The organism is Clostridium amazonense (genome assembly GCF_056431285.1).
The window spans coordinates 149,615-174,061 of sequence record NZ_JBWKMH010000024.1; the positions used below are offsets into that span (position 1 = coordinate 149,615).

General features: G+C 24.5%; 24 protein-coding genes and 1 pseudogene. 5 read left to right on the plus strand and 20 right to left on the minus strand.

The annotated features are described in order from the left end of the window. Positions 1-3: 3 nt before the first annotated feature. Positions 4-165: a hypothetical protein gene (locus AC07E4_RS10055; protein ID WP_430829240.1), complete on the minus strand. Its 162-nt coding sequence runs from the start codon at positions 163-165 to the stop codon at positions 4-6. Between the two features lie 310 nt (positions 166-475). On the opposite strand from AC07E4_RS10055, the gene msrA reads away from it, so the two are divergent. Then, positions 476-1,036 (plus strand): peptide-methionine (S)-S-oxide reductase MsrA, encoded by a 561-nt coding sequence (msrA, locus tag AC07E4_RS10060; protein ID WP_430829241.1) that lies wholly within the window; start codon positions 476-478, stop codon positions 1,034-1,036. A 54-nt stretch (positions 1,037-1,090) separates the two neighbouring features. On the opposite strand, the gene AC07E4_RS10065 is transcribed toward msrA, so the two are convergent. The 9 genes from AC07E4_RS10065 to AC07E4_RS10105 form a co-directional block, all read right to left on the minus strand. Then, complete coding sequence (locus tag AC07E4_RS10065; protein WP_430829242.1) at positions 1,091-1,960, minus strand: DegV family protein; 870 nt, start codon at positions 1,958-1,960, stop codon at positions 1,091-1,093. A 447-nt stretch (positions 1,961-2,407) separates the two neighbouring features. Further along, the gene (locus tag AC07E4_RS10070; protein ID WP_478216300.1) at positions 2,408-3,568 is read right to left on the minus strand and encodes a MerR family transcriptional regulator; all 1,161 of its coding nucleotides are present in this window, start codon (positions 3,566-3,568) and stop codon (positions 2,408-2,410) included. A gap of 86 nt (positions 3,569-3,654) precedes the next feature. Beyond that, positions 3,655-3,825, minus strand: a complete 171-nt coding sequence (locus AC07E4_RS10075; RefSeq protein WP_158644488.1) for a hypothetical protein — start codon at positions 3,823-3,825, stop codon at positions 3,655-3,657. A gap of 463 nt (positions 3,826-4,288) precedes the next feature. Continuing rightward, entirely contained in the window at positions 4,289-5,389 is a 1,101-nt protein-coding gene (locus AC07E4_RS10080; protein ID WP_478216301.1) for a site-2 protease family protein, read from the minus strand. A gap of 36 nt (positions 5,390-5,425) precedes the next feature. Further along, positions 5,426-5,944, minus strand: a complete 519-nt coding sequence (gene thiW / locus AC07E4_RS10085; RefSeq protein WP_040328922.1) for an energy coupling factor transporter S component ThiW — start codon at positions 5,942-5,944, stop codon at positions 5,426-5,428. A 235-nt stretch (positions 5,945-6,179) separates the two neighbouring features. Then, entirely contained in the window at positions 6,180-8,330 is a 2,151-nt protein-coding gene (gene dptF, locus AC07E4_RS10090) for a DNA phosphorothioation-dependent restriction protein DptF (protein ID WP_478216302.1), read from the minus strand. Between the two features lie 711 nt (positions 8,331-9,041). Then, complete coding sequence (locus AC07E4_RS10095; protein WP_040328921.1) at positions 9,042-9,443, minus strand: hypothetical protein; 402 nt, start codon at positions 9,441-9,443, stop codon at positions 9,042-9,044. Positions 9,444-9,462: 19 nt separating this feature from the next. After that, on the minus strand, positions 9,463-10,125 hold the full coding sequence (locus AC07E4_RS10100; RefSeq protein WP_478216303.1) for a YdjY domain-containing protein: 663 nt from the start codon (positions 10,123-10,125) through the stop codon (positions 9,463-9,465). 41 nt (positions 10,126-10,166) lie between these two features. After that, positions 10,167-10,886: a TVP38/TMEM64 family protein gene (locus AC07E4_RS10105; protein ID WP_478216304.1), complete on the minus strand. Its 720-nt coding sequence runs from the start codon at positions 10,884-10,886 to the stop codon at positions 10,167-10,169. A 257-nt stretch (positions 10,887-11,143) separates the two neighbouring features. Between AC07E4_RS10105 and AC07E4_RS10110 the strand changes: the two genes are divergently transcribed. Then, the gene (locus tag AC07E4_RS10110) at positions 11,144-11,395 is read left to right on the plus strand and encodes a TIGR04076 family protein (protein ID WP_040328917.1); all 252 of its coding nucleotides are present in this window, start codon (positions 11,144-11,146) and stop codon (positions 11,393-11,395) included. 42 nt (positions 11,396-11,437) lie between these two features. Here AC07E4_RS10110 and AC07E4_RS10115 read toward each other — a convergent pair whose 3' ends face one another. From AC07E4_RS10115 to AC07E4_RS10160, 10 genes and pseudogenes are all read right to left on the minus strand, one after another. Continuing rightward, positions 11,438-12,790, minus strand: a complete 1,353-nt coding sequence (locus tag AC07E4_RS10115) for an MATE family efflux transporter (RefSeq protein WP_478216305.1) — start codon at positions 12,788-12,790, stop codon at positions 11,438-11,440. Position 12,791: 1 nt separating this feature from the next. Continuing rightward, positions 12,792-14,030 (minus strand): annotated as a pseudogene (locus AC07E4_RS10120) (PEP-utilizing enzyme). Positions 14,031-14,082: 52 nt separating this feature from the next. Next, positions 14,083-15,267, minus strand: a complete 1,185-nt coding sequence (locus AC07E4_RS10125; RefSeq protein WP_478216306.1) for a PEP/pyruvate-binding domain-containing protein — start codon at positions 15,265-15,267, stop codon at positions 14,083-14,085. A 355-nt stretch (positions 15,268-15,622) separates the two neighbouring features. Further along, positions 15,623-16,063 (minus strand): GNAT family N-acetyltransferase, encoded by a 441-nt coding sequence (locus AC07E4_RS10130; RefSeq protein ID WP_478216307.1) that lies wholly within the window; start codon positions 16,061-16,063, stop codon positions 15,623-15,625. Positions 16,064-16,089: 26 nt separating this feature from the next. Then, positions 16,090-16,404 carry a phosphoribosyl-ATP pyrophosphohydrolase gene (locus tag AC07E4_RS10135; RefSeq protein ID WP_430829252.1) on the minus strand — a complete coding sequence of 105 codons (315 nt, stop codon included), beginning with the start codon at positions 16,402-16,404 and terminating at the stop codon, positions 16,090-16,092. Between the two features lie 14 nt (positions 16,405-16,418). After that, positions 16,419-18,887, minus strand: a complete 2,469-nt coding sequence (locus AC07E4_RS10140) for a DEAD/DEAH box helicase family protein (RefSeq protein WP_478216308.1) — start codon at positions 18,885-18,887, stop codon at positions 16,419-16,421. A 33-nt stretch (positions 18,888-18,920) separates the two neighbouring features. Further along, the gene (locus AC07E4_RS10145; RefSeq protein ID WP_478216309.1) at positions 18,921-19,229 is read right to left on the minus strand and encodes a hypothetical protein; all 309 of its coding nucleotides are present in this window, start codon (positions 19,227-19,229) and stop codon (positions 18,921-18,923) included. Between the two features lie 72 nt (positions 19,230-19,301). After that, the gene (locus tag AC07E4_RS10150) at positions 19,302-19,901 is read right to left on the minus strand and encodes a class I SAM-dependent methyltransferase (RefSeq protein ID WP_478216310.1); all 600 of its coding nucleotides are present in this window, start codon (positions 19,899-19,901) and stop codon (positions 19,302-19,304) included. Between the two features lie 28 nt (positions 19,902-19,929). Then, positions 19,930-21,216, minus strand: coding sequence for an FtsW/RodA/SpoVE family cell cycle protein (locus tag AC07E4_RS10155; protein WP_478216311.1), 1,287 nt, complete (start codon positions 21,214-21,216; stop codon positions 19,930-19,932). After that, positions 21,207-21,548 (minus strand): PadR family transcriptional regulator, encoded by a 342-nt coding sequence (locus tag AC07E4_RS10160; protein ID WP_040328906.1) that lies wholly within the window; start codon positions 21,546-21,548, stop codon positions 21,207-21,209. The genes AC07E4_RS10155 and AC07E4_RS10160 overlap by 10 nt, the downstream gene beginning before the upstream one ends. Before the next feature lie 299 nt (positions 21,549-21,847). Here AC07E4_RS10160 and AC07E4_RS10165 point away from each other — a divergent pair, with 299 nt between their 5' ends. From AC07E4_RS10165 to AC07E4_RS10175, 3 genes are all read left to right on the plus strand, one after another. Further along, on the plus strand, positions 21,848-22,498 hold the full coding sequence (locus AC07E4_RS10165; protein ID WP_040328905.1) for a response regulator transcription factor: 651 nt from the start codon (positions 21,848-21,850) through the stop codon (positions 22,496-22,498). Between the two features lie 2 nt (positions 22,499-22,500). Then, a complete protein-coding gene (locus tag AC07E4_RS10170) occupies positions 22,501-23,943 on the plus strand; it encodes a sensor histidine kinase (RefSeq protein ID WP_478216312.1) in 1,443 nt (480 codons plus the stop codon). A 101-nt stretch (positions 23,944-24,044) separates the two neighbouring features. Further along, the gene (locus AC07E4_RS10175; RefSeq protein WP_478216313.1) at positions 24,045-24,437 is read left to right on the plus strand and encodes a hypothetical protein; all 393 of its coding nucleotides are present in this window, start codon (positions 24,045-24,047) and stop codon (positions 24,435-24,437) included. Positions 24,438-24,447 lie beyond the last annotated feature (10 nt).

The window sequence follows — 24,447 nt, forward strand, 5'->3', positions numbered from 1 at the left end:
AATTTATTCAACATCTTTTTTTAAATTTTCATACTCAATTTTAGCTTTATCTATTTTTTTAGAAATTTTACGTTTTTCATCTTCACTTTCAACACACATCATTGCATACAATAAATTAGTTATTTCTCCACTTTTTCTACTTAAAGCTAATCTTTTTTCATCCATGAAGTTTCGCCCCCTATACCAATATCATGTATATATGAATTTAATATTTTTTTAAAAATCATTTCCCTACTAATTTAATTTATGTAATGTATACATATTTGCTACATTTTAAGATAAATTCTACTGTAAAATTTGTTCAAACTGTCATAATAAGAAAGTTTTTGAATATATTCTTGCATTAATTCTAGCTAAACTTTATATAATTAAATTTTTATAAATACTACTATAAATTTAACAAAATAAGTATATATACATTTATTATCATGTTATTATAAATGTATATTTTATGAATTTGAAAGGATATGATTTTATGAATAATTTAAGTAATAACTGTGAAATTGCTGTTTTTGCTGGTGGATGCTTTTGGTGTATGGTTTCTCCATTTGATGTTTTAGATGGAATTATAGAAGTTGTATCTGGATATACTGGCGGCATTCTTGAAAATCCAACATATAAAGATGTAAAGTCTCAAGATTCTGGTCATTATGAAGCTATTAAAATTTTGTATAATCCTAAAATTATTTCATATGAAAAATTATTAGATGCATTTTGGCGCCAAATTGATCCAACTGATGATGAAGGACAATTTCAAGATAGAGGATCATCTTATAGATCTGCCATATTTTATACATCTAAAAGTCAAAAAGCTTTAGCTGAAAATTCTAAAATAGCTCTTGAAAATTCAAAAAGGTTTGAAAAATCTATTGTGACTAAAATTCTTCCATTTTCTAAATTTTATAATGCTGAAGAATATCATCAAAATTTTTATATAAAAAATGAAATAGAGTATAAAAAGGATCGTACTAAATCAGGAAGAGATGAATTTATAAAAAAATATTGGGGCGAAGATTATTATAGTATATACAAATAGAAGCGTATTTTTATCACGCTTCTATAATAGTCAAAACCATTCTTTTATGAAAACTTAAATTCTTTCTTTTCCTATAAATACAGCTGCTAAAGTTCCTGGTCCTCCATGTGTTCCAATTACTACACCTATTGAATTAATTATTACATCTTTCACAGTACTTTCTTCTAAAATTATATTCTTTAATTCTTCTGCCTCCGTCAAACAATCAGCATGACAAATAAATATAGTCTGATTTTCTAAATCTATAGCATTATCTTTAATTTCTGAAGCTAAGTATTTTATTGCTTTCTTTTTTCCTTTAATTTTAGATTTTACAACTACCTTTCCTTCATTATCAAGAGTTAATGTAGGTTTAATATTCAAAATTGAACCTACTGTAGCTGTAGCACCTGAAATACGTCCACCTCTTTTTAAATGAGCTAAGTCATCAACAACAATTGAATGTATAACTTTTTCTTTAATATTTTCTATGAAATTAACTATTTCATCTTTATCTAACCCTTGATTTATTAACTCACACGCTTTATAAACAAGAAGTCCTTCTCCTAATGATACACTTTTAGAATCAATTACCGATATATCCGCATTATTATATTTTTCTAATACACTATTTCTAGCAATTACAGAACTATTAAAAGTTCCACTTAAAGCACTCGATAAACCTATATATATTATCTTATATCCTTCTTTTACATGCTTTTCAAAAATTTCTTCAAAGGCAAATACATTTGCTTGAGATGTTGATGGCATTTTACCTTGTCTAATTAAACTATAAAATTCATCCATTTTAAAATTTTCACCTAAATCATCCAAAATAAAATTTCCATCTATATTTACTCCTAGAGGCACAAAATCTATATCGTTATCTTTTACAAATTCTAATGGTAAATCACTTGCTGAATCTGTTATTAATTTTATTTTCATTTAAAAATCCTCCTAAAACTCACATGAGCTATGATTCTTTATTCTAAAATTTACTATGAATTAATTATATGTTATTTTGTTTTGATAATCAAATTATTCTTTATTCAAATTATTTGATTAGCTTTCTTTTTCGCTTTTATTATAATAATTACATTGATTTAAACATATATTTTCCTTTAAATTTATTTTTTATAATATTTAAGAATAAAAAAATCTAAAAATTATATGGTTCAAATTTCATCTTTTAATTTATTACTTTCAAAACTTGGACACCCTCAAAAGCGAGACTAGCTAAGAATTGTTTTAATCACTTTTATATTTCATTATTAATTCTTGTGCAATATTTTACATCTCTATTTATCACTGAAATAAGAGTAATTGAATTTTTGAACTTTTATAACTAATATATACTAAAAATAAAGAAAGGATGAATAAACTCATCCTTTCTTATTTCTTACATATAAACATTCCTGCTTTAGTAGTTATTTCTAAAGTCCCATTTTTGTCCACATAACTCCTTATATATTCTGTAAATTCCTTCTTCTTATTGCCTTTTAAAATTTCTGTACCTTTTATACTAGATGATTTATATGAAACTACTGCCTCTACATCAGAAGTTATAATTTTCCCTTTCAAAACTTTAACATCTGTATCTTTAAAATGATTTTTTAAAATATCTTTTCCATTTTCTAAATTAAATCTTTCACACATTCCATTACTATGAAGTCCCATAGATACATCAAATTTTTCTACTAGCGAATTTAGCTCTTTCATTGCTTCACAAGAATTTGTAGTTACATAAAATGTTCCATCTTTTTTTAAAACTCTTTTAATTTCTGACAAAGCTTTATCTATATTAGGAATTAAATATAACATATGTTGCGCTATTATTATATCAAAACTATCATCATCATATGGTATATGTTCTGCATTAAAATTATTATATATAAAATTTCTATTCAAATTGATTAAGTTTTCCCTAGTAGTGTCCAACATACCTTTTGAATAATCTGATAGTACTATTTCTATATCTTTATTTAAATTTCCTTGGTTTTCACTCCAAAATTTACCTGTACCACAACCAATTTCTAATACTTTCATATTATTTTTAAAAACAATATTTGCAAAACACCAACTATTCCATGGTGATTTATTAATATTATAGCTATGAAGACTAAGTCTATTTTTAAAATTTTCTGAATTTTCGTATTGTTTTTTAACCTTATTTTCTATATTTGTTATCTTGATTATATCAATGAGATTTTCAACTTCTAAAAGTCCAGTATTTCTAATTTTATCTTCAGCCTTTAAAAATACTTCTATAACTGTATCTAAATGTCTTCTTTTTTCTTCTAGGGCTTCCTTTTGAAACTTAATCATCTCTTCTATATTTTCTTCATTATTATATAAAATATTTTTTATTTCATTCAAAGAAAGTCCTATAAATTTTAAAGTAATTATTTGTTGAAGTGTTAAAAAATCTTTTTCAGTATAAATTCTATATCCTGCTTCTGTTTTATCACTTGGATTTAAAAGACCTATTTTTTCATAGTGTATTAATGTCTTTACAGTTACCCCTGACTTTTTAGCAAATTCACTAATTTTCAAGAAATCACCCCCTCAAAAATTATAATAATCTAACACCTTAGGTCAGAGTCAACAAATATTTTAAACTTTTTAAAGTGATTCTAATTTTAAGATCTTCTTAAACTCATAAATCTTTGAAACTTTAAAGTTACTAAACATGTAAGTCCAGCTACTATTGAATATAATAAAAATTTATTTGTAGCCTCACTTGGTAGTGTTATTACTATAAGTATCCATATAATAAATGATATTATAAGATCTTTTTTTGTAGAATTCATAATCTAATCACCCTTTCATAAATAAATTTAGCTTTCAAAATGTTTTTTCTAAACTTATTTATCTTTAAATATGACTTATAAATTTATAATAAATATGTCCTTACATTATATTTTAAGGTTTACATAAGTTTTAAATTTTATATTATTTATTAGTATACTTATATTATACATCAATTTTCAGTTAATTGACAAAAATTCTACTAACTTTTTTATAAAAATTTTTAATGGTTACTATTTAAATTAATAATTTTAAATTTTCTAACTAAATTTCCTTTATGATAACCCATCTATAGGGTTCCAAGTTCAAATAGCATCTTTATCAAATGATATTCCTAAGCTTAAATATTATTGCTATTTTTATATTATGAACAAAGTAAGAAGTAAGAATGAAAAGTTAGTGAAATAAAACATAAAAAAGTGTTTAAATTGCAAACTAACTTAAACACTTTTATTGTAAATTGATTTAATAAAGATTTAACAAGCTTTCTATAGTTTTCTTTTCAAATCTTATCATTCCTTGTTCTTTCCTGTCTTTTATTCTTTTCATTTCTGATTCATATATGCTCATAGCAGCTTCTTTATCATTTTCAATTAGTAATTCATATGATACCAAAGCTCTTGCTTTTGTAATTGCATCACTACTTTTTATCATATTTTTGTTAACATTATAGTAGGTTTTAGCTTTCTCTAAATCTTTTTCTATAATTAAGTAATAATAGAAAATATCATGAGTAAAAGTAAACATATTTCCTACTAATGGTGTTATATCATATTTCTTATCAAAACTTATGACATTTTCAATACTTTTCTTGGCACTATCTATATCCCCTAAATCTAAATTATTTAAATATCTATAATAATCCATAGCAACATTACAATATTCTGAAACACCATCAATTTTATCATTATATAAATAATTTTTGTCAAAATCTTTTGGTTCTAAATCATCACTTACAACATCTATTTCCAATAAACTTACACCATTAGTATCCTTAATCAAAGAATATATCCAATATCCATCATTTATAAGATATTTAGATTTGAATATCATTAGATTCATAATAAACAGATAAATACCAATGATAACATTTATGGAACAAAAAATTTTTATATATTGATTTTCTACAAACATAGCTATAACAAAAGTAATTATTGAAAATATTACATTAAATAATCCACCACCTACAAGTAGTTTTATCATCTTTGTCTTTTCAAAATTATCTTTTGTTATATTTAATACGGTTTGTCCACCATATGCAGAACCTTTTAATTCATTATTCTTCTCAAATTTTAACTTTCCATCTTTTTTAAAAATCTTAAAGTTTAAAATTTTAATTTCTTTAAATTCATATCCTGCTATCATTCCAAGTATCGCATGTCCTATTTCATGAATTATTACTTGTATAAATAACGATATAAAAATACTTACAATTACAACTGGGAATAAAATAAAAGGTGAAATATCTTTTACTTTAAGTAACTTACCAGTGTATGCACCTATGAAAAAGCTCATAATAGTTATAATTACTATAGGCATCACCGTACTATATTTCTTCTTATTCAAAATTCATCCTCCTTAATTTAAGTTTTTAGAATTAATCTACATTGATTTAATTTCAATTTTTTGTTTTTTTATTACTTTTTCAAATATAGGTACTTTAAGCACTATAAGTGCCAAAATTGAACCACTAATTGAACTAAGTAAAAATGGCATTACATATGTAAATATTGCAGCTTCTTTTCCAAGTAATACTGAAGCTATTGGATAACATGCCATCGCCCCTATAATACCTGTTCCTATAATTTCACCTATAACTGCACAATAATATTTATTAATTCTTTTATAAATAATTGCACTTAAAAACGCACCTATCATACTACCTGGAAAGGCTAAAAGAGAACCTGTTCCCATAATATTTCTTATTAATGATATGCAAAACGCATTAATTACTGTATATAGAGGGCCTAGTAAAACCGCTCCAATAACATTTAAAAAATGTTGCATAAAAAATATTTTACCACCTACGAATGGTATAAATAAAGTAGATCCAACTATTCCAATAGCTATTAACATAGCACTTAAAACAATTCTTTTAGTTTTATTAGTATTTTTTTTCATAAATATCACCTCCATATGACTAAACTTATTCTAAATACATTATAATACATATTTAAGTATTTTTATGTTATTTAATTATTTATATAGGATATACTACTATATTTTTTATAAAAACATATGTTATCTATGTAAAATAATGACCTTTTGAATTTTTTGATTATTTTATAAGGCCATAATTTTCTATATAAAAAATAAAAATACTTGCATATGAGAGCAAGCATTTCTATTTTAAATTTTATTTATTATTTTCTTCATTTCTATTAATTGTTTGTGTTAATGTTTTGTATAGTGGAAAATCGATATCTACTTTATATGCACTATTCGCTTCATTTACATCATATTTTAATTCTAATGTTGTATTAAATTTTTCAAGGTTATTTTTACTATTCATAGGTATATTGGTTATATTACCTTTTATATTAATAGTTTCATGAATTTTCCCTTGATTTTTATCATTTAACTTCATTAGTCCATTCATCATGTTAATATATAAAGGCTTAAGCTCTTTTACCTCACCTTTGTTCCATAGATATACATTCTTCATATAATTTTCATAATCATAATCTTTTAAATAAAGCATATCTCCTTTGCCACAAAAATAATAACTTCTTATAAAGAATTTTAAAAGTTCAGCTCTTATTTTTCTATACTTTGATTTTTCAAAATCTATTTTATAAATTTTATCCATATATCCATTAGGATAATCTAAAAGTTTTTTAAAATAATCAAATACATCAATAGAATTTTCAAAATCCTCTTTTATATCCTCTATTTCTAAAGTGCTGATATTTGTAGGATCTAATTTATTTAAAGCCTCAAATATAAAAGAGTTTTCCTTATTACTAAAAATTTTATTAGGTAAAAGTGCATTTATATAATCTAAATTATTAAGTTTATGAATAGTTTTTTTGAATAATTCTGAATCACTATCCACAGATAAATCTGGCACTAATAGTTCATAAATAAAATTTAATAGTTCCCTAGTTGAAATTTCTATTGTATTCTCTATACTACATTGAACTAATAATTGTGCTATTGATTTTTTTACATTTTCATTACTTAATAATTCATAGTTTCCTTTAATAGGACAACATTTTGAATTTTTACATTCAATACAATTTTTTTTATATGAATCATAAAAAATATTATATTCTGACGAATCAGTAATTTTATTTATTAAAAGTTCTATATAATTAGGTTCAACTTTTCCATTTTTCAATGTAAACATATGATAATCACTAAAATTTATAAATTTTAAAAAACTATCTTCATCAAAATTATTGATATCTCTACTAGTTTTTAAAATTTTATTATCTTCAATATATTTATTTAAAATAGAAAACTTCTCCACATTTTCAGATTTTATAAATTTCTCTAATGTCTCTATATTAAGTGTTATTATAACCTTATCATTGCTTTTATTAATTTTATCATCATTGAAGTTATGTAAAGCTTTAGTTAGATTATCTACTGCACTTATATTCTTTGATAGATTTTCTTTATTAACATTATAAATTTTAAAATTTTCCATAATATCAGAATATTTATTATTAAAATAAGATATTATATGAGATTTGCCATCTCCAACATTTCCACAAAGTAAAATTAATTGTGCTTTTTTTGATTTTTCAGCTTTTAAAATTACCTCTTCTAAATCCCTTTGAATTGCTCTTTCTATATGCATATATTTCTTAAAAGGTGTAAATTCATTATTTCCTTCTACTATTTCATTTGAAGATTTTTTTAATCTTAAAAGTTCCTGAATTAGACACTTTTTATCTACATTATTATTTAGTATACTTTCAATTAGCAACTCATATTTGATATCCTTCTTTATTTCATTACTATCGTGAGACACATGCACCTCATTTTTAATAATTTCATTATCATTTACATTACTTTCAACTATTGAATTTTCCACTTTATTTATTATTTTATTTATTGATTCTAAATCTTCTTCTTTAACATTAACTAAAGCTTTTTTGGGTACCTTATATGGAACCTCTTCAAATTTAGAATCTATATATTTATAAATAAACCAAGCAGTAATTTCATATATTTTCTTATGCATATTTAATGATTCTTCTAAATCACCTTTAATATTAGAGTTTACTATTGTATTATTAATTGATTTAAATAGACTATTTATATCTTCATTTATAATTTTATCTTCATAAAGCTTAGCTAATCTTTCTTCTTGTGTAACTTTACTCATAAGTCCATAATTTTCCAAATTGCATAATTCCTTTGTCAAATTCTCAATATATAACTTGCCTTTAATCATTGAATTTTGTGGTGAAATAATTACCGTTTTATTAATTTCACTTATATATCTATTTAAATATCTATAATTTTTTCCTAAGTAGTTAAAAACATCTTTTTCCAAACTTAATCATTCCTCTCTATCATCAAACTAAGAAGTTAAATACGATATATTAACTTCATCATATATTCACTATATGGTTCCATAATTACAATTTATATAATTATGAACCTTTTGAGAAAATTTAAATTAGAGCTTTGTATATTGAATTTTTCATATCAATCTATATTGAACTTATTATTCAAATTGTTATGAAAAAATAAAACTTATTTATATATAAATTTATAATTTTATGTATGGAGGCTTTTCAAACAAGATTATATACTTAATTTGATTTTTACTTGATAAATTATTAATTAATAGATTTGCATTTATGTGTATTTATAATTAAATTAGAATTTTTATATGAAAGTCAAATAATAAAAACATCCCTTTTATTATAGCTTTTGCAAATAACTTAATAAAAAGAATGCCAATATAATTCACAAATTTATCTAAAACAAATACTTACTTTTAATTATATACTATTTAAACGTAAAATCAATACTATTTATAGCTTAAAATAGTATATGTTGTAAATTTTTTAATAAATATCCTGTTAATTTTAATAAAAATGCATTTTAAAATATATTTTTGAATATATTTGTCGTTTATTTGTATTGCTAATTAAATACCTTAAATATGATTTAATATGTTTTGTTTTTTAAATTTAAAAATGGCTCAAAATAAAGCTTGTACACTTTTTGAACCATTTTCATTATTTTATTTACTAAATTAATTAGTTTTTTTCTTATTCATTTTATCTAAGATAACAATCATAAACAACCCTATAATTATTATAAGTAATAAAATTGTATTTATACTAGAAAAAGAAAGTTTATTTTTATGAATTCCTTCTCTAATAATAGATGCTGGTACTATTTTAATCCTATTAAATCCATAAAGTGTAATACCATATATAGAACATATAACTAAATTTAAACTTGTAAATATCTTATTAAATTTAATTTTTTCTTTTTTTACGGCTATCACTGTACTTATTGATAAAATTATTAATGATATAAAAAAAATATATCCTATGTTTACTCTCATTTCTAACCATTCAATTTTAAAACTGCTAATTGCAATAATCATAGACCATATAAAACTGTTATATACACTACTTAAATACTTCATAAAACACCTTTAAATTTACTTATTTTATAGTTCTAAACGTAACCGTTACGACTGTTCCATCTTCAGGTAATACTTTTTCATCACCATAAAATTTAACAACATTATTTTGAGTTGTTCCTGTTGGATAGGAAGCATCACTTGTTATACCTGTTGCACAACTATCTAAACAAAGAACACAACCAGTATTATTTTTTTTAGCACTTTCTATATTGCCACCAAATCTTAAATCCATAGGTCTTTCTTCACTAGCTTTTATAATATCTTCAAAAGGAATTTCTTTTTCTTGCCCTTCCCAAGTTACTACAGCCTCTAACTTATCTCCTTCAACAGATTTTCCATTATCTTTTTTAGCCTTCATATCTTCTGCCGTTAAATTGTTTCCAGCTTTAGCTCCAAGTTCAATTAATGCATCGTAAAAATTTTTTTCATCTGCTAGTCCTCGAAGAACTGACTTTTCTCCATTTGATCCATCTTTAAAAACAATTCCATGACGAGTAGACTCTGTAAAGTACTTTCCATTAACTTCACATAACATCTTTATTTCTTTAGTATTTTTATTAATTACTAATGTTTTAGCATTAGTATCTTCTGTTGAAGTTTTTCTTGAAGAATTGCCACAAGCTACAAGTGATAATGCAAAAGTTGTGGCTATTAAACCTGATAAAATTTTTCTTGATTTCATTTTTTTCTCCTTTTCTCTTATATTTCTAAATACACACTTTTCTATTTTAAAGTTGATTTTTTCTTCTGTTTTTCTACATATATTTGTCTAAATAATATAACTAATGCTGATAATGCAAATAAACTTAAAAGTCCTGTTACAAATAACTTAGCTCCTCCAGTTAACATACTACCTACATAAGAATAGATAATAGTAGCTGGCAATTGTCCAATCCCTGTAGCAATTAAAAATGACCCAAATGACATTGATGTAAGACCAGCTGCATAACTAACTATATCAAAAGACATAAATGGCAATAATCTTGCAATTAATATACTCATCTTACCATGCTTTTCAAAAAACACGTCTATTTGGTCAAGCCCAGTTTTACTTGTTAACTTAACAGCAACATCACGACCAAGTATTCTTGCTATATAAAAACATATTGCTGCTCCCACCATAGCACTAGTCCATGAAAGTAATGCTCCTTTCCACCATCCAAATAAATTTGCATTGGCAAAAGTTATCAAAAATGCTGGTAATGGTGCAGCTATGGATTGTAAAATCATTAATAAAAACGATATGACTGCTGCATATGCACCATAAGACTCTACAAACTCTTTAATTACTGTAAAATCACCCGTAGCAAACATCTTAAATATGTTATTAGTTGAATTTTTTACAACTGGAATGAATAAATAACTTAAAATAACAGTTAAAAATAATAAAATTATTACTATCTTTCCAACCCAACTTTTCTTTTTATTAGTTGTTTTTTTCATAACGTACTCCTTATTTTATAAATTTATAGACTTAATTTCAAAAGTCGAAATTTGTCATTAATATTCATAATAATTTTATCATTATACTATTGCAATTGCCAATATAAAAAACTAATAGTATTTTTTTATCTATAGAAAATTAAAATGCAAAAAAACATCTTATTAATATTCCACTCTATTTTCTTTCAATATATCATTTGTTTATATTATGAATTTATAATGTTATAATTTTCTTATATTTAGGAGGTGTATTTTAAATGCCTAAAGTTAAATTAACTATTTTAGAAAGTAACTGCAGATGTAACTATTTTAAAACTGGAGATACTTTTATTGTAGAGGATATATGTCCTCCAATTTGTCATGAACTCTGGAACAGTATATATCCAAATGTGTATACTCTTTTAAATGGTGGAATTTTAGACTATGGTAATACTAAAGCTAAGAAGTTTGAAATGGGATGCCCTGATAATGGACGAGTTGTTATAAAAGGTGAAACATTAGAAAATTAAAATAACAAGGTAAAATATATTTTTCCTTGTTATTTTTAATAGTTATACTTTTAAACATTGATTTTTTACTAACTCTAAATTTCTTCTTTTAACTAATACAATTGCAATTATAAATGTTATCAGATCTGATACAGGTTGTGCATATAATATGCCATTTAATCCAAATATATAGTGAAGTATAAAAATCATTGGAATATAAATGAATCCTTGCCTAGCTGTAGTTATTATCGTTGCCTCTTTAAATTTATGAGTACCTTGCAAAAACATTCCAGATATAGTTGTATATCCTATTAAAGGCAACGTAAATGATTGTATTTTTAGTATTTTAGACCCAATGTTAATAATACTATTGTCATTTCTGAAGCTCCTTATTAGTCCATGGCTTTTTACAATAAATATTACTTCAATAAAAACCATAAATATAACAGCAAATCTTAATGTAAAATTTAGTGATTTTTTTACTCTTTCATATAAATTAGCTCCATAATTAAATATACAAATTGGTTGAAATCCATGACCAACACCTACCATAATATATGTTCCAGCAAGTATCAGTCTATTTACTATAGTAAATGATGCTATATAAGATTCTCCATATGCTTTTAGTTTATTATTTAGTATAGCTAATGAAAATGCAATAAATATTTCTCTTAAAAAATTAGGTATGCCACCAGAAAAAAGTTCTCTAATTATAACTTTGTTTACACAAAAATCTTTAATGTTATACCTTACACTATCTTTAAATCTACTTGCTATAATTAATGTTAAAAATCCTATTATTTCACCAATTATGGTTGCATATGCAGCTCCTTTAATACCTAAATCTAATCCAAAAATCATTATTGGATCTAATATACAATTGCTAACTGCTCCTAGCATAATAGCTATTGCTCCTAGCCCTGCATTCCCTTGCAATCTAAACTGATTATTCATTGTTAATGATGCTATCATAAAAGGTGTTCCTATTAATAAGATTTGCAGATATTCTCTTGTTAAAAATTCTAACTTTTTAGTTGCACCTAAAAAATACACTAAATCTATTATGAATGCATTCCCTAGTATCATAATTACAAGTCCAATAAAAAATGATACTATAAGACCTGTTATTGCCATTTTAGATGACTCTTTTCTATTCTTTGCACCTTCCATTCTAGAAATATAGTTACCAGATCCATGTCCAAATAAAAGTCCTAATGCTTGAATAACACTAATAAATGAAAATGCTAGTCCTACTGCTGCCATAGCATCAGTACTTATTTTAGATACAAAATATGTGTCTACAAGACTATAAGCTATGCCTACAAACATAGCAAGAGTCGAAGGAATAGCCATTTGTATTATTAATTTAGGTATTGATTCTTTAGTAAATTTTAAATACTTATCATTACCTCTCATGTTACTCCTCCATAATTTTTTTTATAATTCCATTATCACCATCAACTACAATATATTCACCATCAATTAAATTTGAAGTTGCATTACCAACACCTAATACTGCTGGAATACCATATTCTCTAGCTACAATAGCTGCATGTTAAAGTGCACCTCCAGTATCTGAAACTACGGCTTTTGCTACTTTAAATAACGGAGTCCATTCTGGGTCAGTATATGGGCATACAAGTATATCTCCTTTTTCTAATTTACTAAAATCATTATGATTATTTACAATACAAACCTTACCTCTAACTTTTCCTAAACTACCACTAACTCCATGAAAAACATTCTTATCATCATATCTAAAAGCATCTATTGATAACTGTTCCCAAGTAATCTCTGCTTGACTTCTAAGTGATTTTCTATGAGAAATTATATCTTTATATTTTTTACTTATTTCTTCTGCTACCAACACTTTTTGTAATTCATTTAATCTTAAATATAGCAAATCCTCATAAGGAATACTCATTATTTGGCTTATACTAGTTAACAACCATCTTAACAGTCCAAACCCTTTTTCCCAAGTATATTGACTTTCTTCTCTTCTTACATGTGCCAATCTATAATAAGAAATCTCATTATTAAGTTTATTAAACTTATTTATTTTATTATTAGCTTTTAAATTTTTAAGAATATATTCATATTTTTTATAATTACTATCATTACTTTCATTTTCTAATGACGACATAGATATTTTTAAAATTTTTAATAATCTATTGGGATCTTCATTCCATGATGTAGATGAAAATGGAATGCAACAATAATCAGATTTCCATCCATACTGTTTTAAAAAATCTTTTATTATAATTGATTCTTTATGGTAGTGTGACTTTAAATATTCATAATTAATTCCACTTTTTATATCATCCACCAAGACCTTGTTTTTAGCCATTTGTAATACAATTTTATCTATTTTTTTATTTACATCAAGAGTAATATAATTTAAATTTGATAACAAATCATATTCAGTGTATGACTTATTAATTTTTTTAATTTCTTTTTCTAAATTTTCACCAACAATTACTGCTGGAAAAAGAAAATATCTAAAACGTGCATATGCTATTTTTTTATGAATTTTTATGATGAAATTTATATACTCATTAATTTTTGATAATGAATAGCATTTATTACTATAAAGTTCTTTTTCAACTCTATTTATTTCTATATTACAAAAATTTAAAATCTTTTCTCCTTCCTCCATATTTTTAAGATTATTCTTATAATCTCTATAAACACTAGGGAATTTTAAAATTTTAAAATTTTAAAATTTTAAAATTTAAATTAAACTTAATTTTATTCATCTGTATAATTCCATCATTATCCATATAAATTGGACTCTTTAAATTTATCCCAACTTCCTTAAATAACTCAAACTTCATATTTTGTAGTATCATTGCAATTTCATAATCCAGTGGATAACAATGAACAGGAAAATGTTCAATCATATTATTTAAATATTTCTTTTCCTTGTCAGAATACTTTTTTTGTGGTTTCTTAACTTTTTTTATAGTAGTTATTGGTCTTGCCTGCAAAATATAAACTCTGTTATTTTTTATGGCCCACTCAATATCCATTGGCTTTTTATATAATTTTTTAATATTCATTGATACACTAAATAAATCTTTTAGGTTGTCCTTACTAAGACATCTTTCTTCTCTCATTTTATTTGAATTATCTATTTCCTTTGTTCCATTCTCAGAGTATACAATAGATATTTTTTTATTCCCTATTTTTGTATGAATTTCTTTTCCATCACTATCAAGTACATAATTATCTGGATTAACTTTTCCTGATACAATAGCTTCACCTAATCCATATGAAGCATCAATAATCATTTCATTGCTTCCTGTACTCGGGTTTGCTGTAAATAAAACCCCTGAGGCCTCAGAGTTTACCATTTCCTGAACAACCACAGCAATGGAAACTTCAAGATGATTAAAATTATTATTAGTTCTATAAAGAAAGGATCTATTACTCCAAAGAGATGCATAACATTTCTTTATTGATAAAAGTAACTCTTCTTTTTTAGTAACATTTAAATATGTTTCTTGCTGCCCTGCAAAACTTGCCTCTGGTAAATCCTCTGCAGTAGCTGATGATCTTACAGCAACATGAATTGGTATGCTAAATCTATCATATTTTTTCAGTATTTCTTGTTTTATATTATTCGAGAATTCTCCATTTAAGATATTTTCTCTAATTTTTTCTAGTTCTAACTCAATATCATTTTCATTAAATTTATTTATTTTTTCTTCTATATCCTTTAATATACCATTATATTCAAGATAATTTTTGTAAGCATAAGCTGTTATTATAAACCCATCTAGAACTTGTATATTGTTTGATATCATTATTCCAAGATTTACACCTTTTCCTCCAACAATATCTAGTTGATTTTCTTTAACATCTCTAATATCAATGATATTATTGCTAATCATTTCTATTACCTCCTACATACATCTTCAATTCCTAAGTCATTTATGTCTTTAATAATATCATTACTAATATTTAAATATACTTTCAAACTATTCTAAATCACAATTAAAATTAACCATAAAACAAATATATCATCAATGATAATCATTTTCAATAGAGCTTGCTTATCACTTTTTTTGCAATTATTTCTTTTAATAAGAATATACGGTTTTTTTATCAAACTTATTATTTCCTTTAAGTTGTCTTCATAAATTATATTGATATTTTTCGTATTAAACTATTTTTAAAATTTTATTGTCGCTTTTTTTATTATTTTTTATTATTCGACACATCTAAAATAGCTAGGTAGAATATTTTCTACCTAGCTATTTTTTTAATCATATCAACTTCACCATCAAAATTTTGAAATTCCTTAAAACCTAAACTTGTATATAGGTTCTTAGCTATGTCATCACCTTCAATGTAAGTTATAACTACTTCATTACTTTTCCCATCAGACTTAATCCATTCTAAAACTCTATTCATAGATTGTTTTCCATATCCTTTACCTTGACATTTTTCATCAATCATAAATTGCCAAATAAAATAATTGTTAAATTCCTTATTGAATCTAATCATGACAAATCCAATGACCAAATCATCATTATAAATAGCAAATGGATAAACGAATTCTCTATAAACATATGCTTTTGCTAAGCATTCTATATGATTTGTTATAAATTTTTCTTGTTCATATTTAACCTTAATATTGAAACATGCTTTGTAATTACTTTCATCGACTACTTTAATATTAACCATCCCCATAGCCCCCTAAAAAATTAACACTACTTTTTACTTACGCTTTTAAGAATTATCCCCTTCTTAAATCCACCTCTTAAAGCTAACTTCTCTTCCCTTTTCTTCATTAGGTCTTCTTCACTATAACCTAAACTATGTGCAAGTCCAAACAATACCTCCATAACATCAGCAAGTTCTTCTAGATTTTTATCTTCTAAATACTCACTAACCTCCTCCTTTAGCTTATCCTCTAATCGTTTTGACAACTCATCTTTATCACAAATTTTTATATCACACACAGAATCATCCTTACTTATTATATCTGGAATCAAATCTCTCACAAGCTTATCATAAATCTTCATAAAGCATCCTCCTTTTACTTATTTTTTATATTATGTCTTGTTTCATAATATTTCAAAGTTCTTAAATCTATAGCATCTTTAAAATGTTTCTTAAATGTTTCATTGCTAATAAATATTTTCATATCACTATAAAAACCTAATACACAATTATCATCTTTTCTAAAAAAGTCACTATGAGTTTTTAAAAGTGCTTTTATAGGATTGTCTTTTGCTAACTTTATATATCTTTTTTTATCCCAGCTTTCAAAATCAGCTGTTCCTTTATCTTTTAACATATCTACTTTATTACTTCCCTTTTCATAAAAAGCCTTAAAACTTTCATATACATCTTCTTCATTAATACTCATTTTTATATTACCAGAATTATAAAATGCTAAAAATAGAGGCATCTTATATGATTTACTCATAGATGTAGTTTCTATCATATTTATAAACTCTCGTCCTATTGTGTTATATAATTCAAGTTCTTCCTCACTAAGCTCATTATTTTCATATAAAAATTCCATATAATTATTAAGTGGATTTATCTTAGCTTTAGTTTTTAAATTATCATAAATATCACTATCCATATTAATGAAGAACTCTACTCTACTTGGTCTATGTCCAATCTCTTCTTTTATTCTATAAAACTCTTCTTTTATCTTCTCTGCTATAGATATTTCTTTTTCAGCCATTTTCTTGAAAATATCTATAAGTCTAAAGTCAAAATCTACTACACACTCCTCTGGATAACCATAAGTCATGGGATTACTTCTAGTTTTACCACTTTCTACTTTGTCTTTTCCTGTAAGTAAAAATGGTATTAAATTTGCTTTTTTATAATTTCCTATAAAATCTAATACATTTAAGTGCTTTTTATCTTTATATTTTCTAAGTCCTCTTCCAAGCTGTTGTAAGAAAATAGTTGGAGATTGTGTTGGTCTTAAAAATAAAACCATATCTATAGATGGAATGTCTAATCCCTCATTAAACATATCCACTGAAAATATAACTTTTATTTCTCCACTTTTAAGTTTATTAAGAGCTTCTTCCCTTGGAACGCTACAACTTCCGCTATAAACAGCTAATGATTTTACATCATTAGAATTAAAATAATCTGCCATATACTTTGCATGGCTTTTACTAGTACAAAATCCAATAGCAGACTTTGAATTATATTTTAAGTAATTATTTAGAATAAGATTAGCTCTCTTATTAATCATTAGAGCTTCTTCTAATTGTTTATCATTATATTTTCCATTTTTAAGTTCTATACTTGAATATTCAACAGTCTCATCATAAATTCCATAATATCTAAAAGGTACTAACCATCCTTTATTTATTGCATCTTTAAGCCTAACTTCATAAACTGTATTATAATCACAAATTGCAAAAACATCTTTTGAATCAAGTCTTTCTGGTGTTGCTGTAAGCCCAAGCATAAACTTAGGTGTAAAATACTCTATAATATTTTTATAATTATTTGATGTAGCATGATGAAATTCGTCTATAACTATATAATCAAAATAATCTCTTTCAAAATAGTTTGAATTCAAATATTCACTCTTACCTAGAGTTTGAACCAAAGCAAAAACTATTCTATTATTTGTAGACTTATTATCACCATAAAAAAATCCTATATCATCTGTTTTATTTACTATTTTGAAACTTTCAGCACCTTGTTTTATTATTTCCTCTCTATGCGCAACAAACAAAACTCTTTCATATTTCTTAGAATCAAAAGCTGCCAAATATGTCTTTCCAATACCTGTAGCTGCAACAACAAGACCTTTGTCAAACCCTTCTAATCTAGATTTATTTAAAGAATACAATGCCTCTATTTGAGCACCTCTTGGCTCCACAATATCTATAACCTTCATTTCTTTACTACTATTATCTAAATCTTTATACACATGCGGTCTAACCCAGCTTTTAGAATAGCTTTCTAAAACTTCATCATCTATAATAATTGAATGATTAAAGAAAAGATCGTCAAATGTATTTTGAAACTCTTCATAATCACTTTTATGCTCTGACTTTAAAAATCTATAATTCCATTCTATAGAAGAAGTTAACGCTCCTCTTGAAATATTTGATGAACCTATATAAATTTCACTATCTAGATCATTATGAAACATATAAGACTTTGGATGAAATGACTTGTTTTTTATATTGTAAAATCTTAAATCAACTCTATTCTTTAACTTATCTTTTAAAAGATATAACGCTTCTGGCTGAGTTATATTCAGATAATTTCCTGTTAAAATTCGAATTTTTACATTTCTACTAAGAGCTTCTTCTAAATCTTTCAAAATAAGTTTAACACCTGACTCCATCAAAAAAGAAACTATAATATCAATAGACTTAGCACTTTTAAAGCTCTCTTTAAGTTTATAGTAAAGATAATTTCTATCTCCAGTACTAACATTACGATTAGAACCTATTTCTATTTCCTTTTCTATAATTAATTCCTCATTAGTTTCTAAAATTTTATTTATCACCATATACTAACCTCATATTTATATAAATTTAAATTCTTATTCTTTTTTAATTCCTTTGCACATAGTATATTTATTGCATTTAGGACAATGTAACCTTTTATAGTTAACTCCTCCATTAACTCCAAAAACATTATCCTTTAAAGAAATATTGAATTTCTCGTTACACTCATCACATACCCACTCATAACTTATTGTACTCCAATGCATTAACATAATAACCCCTATAAATAGCCCTAATAATGAAATAAATGTAATTGTTAATTTAATCTTTAATCCTACAAAGATTAATATTATTGAACTTATTATTAATAATACTGATAAAGTAAAATAGCATTTACTTTTCATATAAATCCCCCCTAATTATTTACATTATACTATCCATAAAAAAATAAAGCCATAAACTAATATGGCTTCATCTTAATTATTGTTTTTCATGCATAAAACATTTAGCCAAACTAAATTATCTCTATTTAGCATTTTATCCTCTGTTTTATACATTTCTATAATCTTTAAGCTTTTAACTTCTTTTAAAACATCTTTAAAGCTGTCTTCTGTATAGCAATTAAAATATCTATCATTACAATCTATATATTCAATGTCACCGTACTTAAAAGACATATAAAAAACTCCACCATCTTTTAAACCATGGCTAACATTATTAATAACATCTACAATACTATCCTTACTAACATGAAGTAATGATGCTAATGCCCAAACCCCATCAAATTGCTCTTTATTTAAATCCAAATCTTTAAACTTACATACCTTAACTTCCTTACCTAAAAGCTTAGAAGCTTTCCTTGCAAGATTTTCACTCCCATCAATTGCAGTAACATTATAGCCTTTTTTACTAAAGAAAAAACTATCCCTACCTGAACCACAACCTAAATCTAAAATATCACCACCATAATTCATATATCTTAAAAATTTATCATATAAATTAATCATATCTATACCAACTGTTTTATCATAATACTCATCAAAATAAGAATTATAATAATTTAATGTATTACTCATAGTTTCACCTAAATTCTATATTAATCTTTTATTCATCAACGACTACTTTGACATTTTCCCATTTGTAGATACTACTTATTATACCAATTGAAATTATACTAATGAAAAGGTTTGCTATACCATAACTTATGAATGGCATATTTACGCCTAAAATAGGAAATAAGCATAGGTTCATTAATATACTTATTGAAAATTGAACAAGGAATAACATAAACAATCCAATAATTAGTAATTTCCCATATTTGTTTTTAATTTTAAAGTATACAATTCCAATTCTCATTATGAATGCAAGTACTAATATTATTAAAGAGATAGCAGCAATCCACCCAAATGTAGATAAGATATAAATAAGTACAAAATCTATTTTAGCATTTGGTAGTGTTTCTAATATACTAATGTTACCTTGACCTATAAATTTTGAAGATTTTATAAGTTTTGCTATTGTGTTATAAATATAACCCTGACCATTTATATCTTGATCATAATTTAAAAAAGTAAAAATCCTGCTTATTCTATATGGTTGTGACCACACCATTAAGTAGAAAAGAATAACAGAAAATCCACCTAATAAAGAAATGTATATTTTTTTCATGCCTGCTACTATAACAACTGTCATAATAGATATGCTATATATCATTGCATTTGGAAGTGATGGAATAAGTATAAAAAATAGAGCAGGCATAAGTGACATAATTAAGCATTTTAAACATTCTTTATTATTCCAATTATAATTATCGAATACCCCACATAATGCAATTACAAAGACAAATGGAGACATATTTATAAAACTAAAAGCTATTTTATGAAGTATTATAAATTTACTTATGTAAGTAGAAAATAATACTGTTAAAATTAATATAGCCCATGTACCTATATAAATATTTACAGAATGTTTCTTTAAACTTTTATAATCAAATTTTTGTAATACAATTAATACTAATAAACCTAATATGCCATATGATAAACTTCTAATAAAAAAATTTTCACTTAGATTATTATAATTATTATCTGGCATTGCTAAACTTACCATTCCTAAAGTTATCAGCATTCCTGTGATAATTAATAATAACCAATCTGGTGTAGATTTGTGTATTTTCCCAAGTTCCTTACCAACAGTTTTAAAATCCCCCATATTACAAATTGCAATTTCAATAGATTCATCTATAGATTTTCCAGATGAAATTTCTATTTCAACTCTATCTTCTATATGACATAATAATTCATCTTTTATGTCTTCATGTACAGATTTATTTTTAATCAATCTACAGACATTTTCTAAATACTCATAAACTCTCTTGTCATCTATTAATGACATACAATCCCCTCCCATAAAACACCATTTACTGTTGAACTAAATAACTTCCATTCATTTTCTTTTTCTTTAAGGCTTGTTTTACCTTCATCAGTAATTTTATAATATTTTCTCTTTCTTCCCCCTTCGCTCAATTCCCAATAAGACTCTATAAAACTTTCTTTTTCTAAAGCATGAAGTATTGGATACAGTGTACCCTCTTTAAATGAAAAAACACCTTTTGACCGAAGTTCAATCTCTTTAATCATCTCATATCCATACATATCTTTTCGATTTAAAAGACTTAATATAAGTATTGATGTACTTCCTTTCATGAGTTCTTTATTAATAGCCATAATATCACCTCCTATACCTTGTTATTCTATACATAGTAAATCTAGGTATAATTATAAACTACTATATAAATTTTGTAAATATATTACTTGTAAAATTTAACTTTTGATATTGTTGTAAATTAAGTATATAAAACCAAATTTAATTATATTTATCTAAATTTAATAATATACTTTCATTTTGTTTAAAATAAAATATAAAAACTTTAGCTTTATTTACGATATTTTTTATTATTAATAAAGTTAAGTTTCCTATATAATTGTTATAAAATCTAATTTTTGTATTTAAGGTGGTGTATGTTATGAATATTTTAATTGCAGATGATGATGAAAGAATTTTAAAATTATTATCTGATTATTTAAAGTTTAACGGTTATGGTGTAATAACTGCAAATAATGGTGAAGATGCTTTATTAAGTTTTAAGAATTATCAAGTTGATTTAGTCATATTAGATGTTATGATGCCTGTATATGACGGATGGATTGTTTGTAAAGAAATTAGGAAAACATCAAATGTCCCTATAATTATGCTTACTGCAAAGGATAGTGATTTAGATGAACTTTTTGGATTTGATATTGGTGTTGATGACTATATAACTAAACCTTTTAATATTGCACTAGTACTAGCTAGAATTAAACGTTTATTAAAGCCAAGTAATAATAATTTATTAACTTTTAAAGGTATATCTATTGATGAAGCTACACATTCAGTTAAACTTGATGATATTAATGTTGATTTAAATCCTAAAGAATATGCTATATTATTATATTTCTTAAAAAATATAAATATAGTTATAAGTCGAGATACTCTATTAACTCGTATTTGGGGTGATACTTATTTTGGTGATACAAGAACAGTTGATACACATATTAATCGTTTAAGAAATAAACTTGGAGCTTACTCTACATATCTACAGACTATTAGAGGGTATGGCTATAAATTAGGTGAATAATAATGAAGTCTATTAAACAAAAATTAATAATTGGAATACTATTAATTTTAACTATATTTTTATGTGGTATTTTAATTTATGGATTAACATTTAAAACATATTTTAAGAAAGAGCGCCTATTGGATATGCAAAATGCAAGTATTGAAATCCAAAACACTTTAAAAAATAGTAGTTCAATTAGCTATGAAAATGTTATTCCTTCTATATCAAATAAATATAATGTTGAAATTAAAATTAATAACTTATCTTCTAGAAAAACTGTGTTTTCAACTCACAAAAATGGTAACGGACAAGGTATGGGCAATCATTTAAATCGATTTCAGGTAGTTGAAAGTACTACATTAGAAAATGGTATGATTGAAGAAATTATCCATGATAGATCTACAGGTGTAAATTTTTTATCTATAATTAGCACTATTAATGATTTCGAAATTACTGTTCAAATATCTATTAACTTTATAGATGATGCAGCAATAAAATCTGTTACATTGCTTTTAAATATATTTATACCAATAACATTTATAATAATTTTACTTACTTCAATTTTTGCAAGAAAATTTACTAAACCAATTATAGATATAACAATGAAAACTGCAAAAATAAGTAATTTAGATTTTTCTGACCCAATAATTGTTAAAACTAAAGATGAACTTGGTGATTTGGCCACTAGTGTAAACATACTTTCAAATAAAATAAATACTACATTAACTGAATTAAAAAATAAAAATTCTAAATTAATAACTCTTATTGAAGATGAAAAGAAAAATGAAGAATTACGAAGAGAATTTATATCTTCTATTTCTCATGAATTAAAAAGTCCAATAGCTGTTATATCTGGATATGCTCAAATTTTAAACGAAGATTTACCTTTAAGTAGCGATGATATGAGTTATTATATTAATATAATTAATGATGAGTCTGAAAGAATGAGTGTTATAGTAAATGATTTATTAGACTTATATAAGTTTCAATCTAATACATTTAAGTTAAACTTAAAAAAAGTTTGTATTGATGAACTATTAGAAAAAATAATTAAGAAAAATTCTTTAATTTTTAATAAAAATCAAATAAATCTTTCTATAGATTTTCAAAAATCATATTCATTTTGTGATGAAATAAGAATAGAACAGGCTATTCAAAACTATATTAATAATGCTATAAGCCATGTTGATAATAATAAAATAATACATTTATCTATTAAAAATATAGATAATTCAATTTTAATTTCAGTATTTAATAGTGGATTAAATATACCTAATACTTATATTGAAAACATATGGAATGGTTTTGTTAGAATTGATAAAGTCCGTAATTTTAAAGAAAAAAGAGTCGGTCTTGGGTTAACTATAGTAGCTCAAATTTGTAAATTACACAATGGAACGTACGGTGTTATAAATCATTGTGATGGTGTTGAGTTTTGGATATCACTAAAATCTTTTAAATAATTTATTTTTATAAAAATATTAAACTCTTGTGACATATTTGTTACATTAAAAATTTAAAATTTAAACATAGATTAAATATTAAATTTGGAGGTTGATCATTTATGAAAAAATCAATTTTAGCATTATCATTAACTTGTGTTCTTGTAATAGGAGGTAGTACTTTAACTTTTGCAGCTAATAATTCAACAATGACTAAAAGCACAAATAATACAAATACAAAAGTTGAAACTCTTATGGATAGTGGCTTATCATTTGAAGATGCAAAACAATCTGTATTAGATGATAAACTTAAAAGGGTTGATGCTGCTTTAGAAAATGGCACTATTACTGAAGAAAGAGCTGCAGAAATAAAAAAAGATATGATAGAAAGATCTAGTACTTGTACAACTCCTGGAGAAAATAAATCTGAAAAGCCTAATTATGGATTAAATAAAGGTTTAAGAGGAAATGGTAAAGGTTCTTGTAATAGAATGAACTCAAATTTAAGCAAATAAATATTAAGGA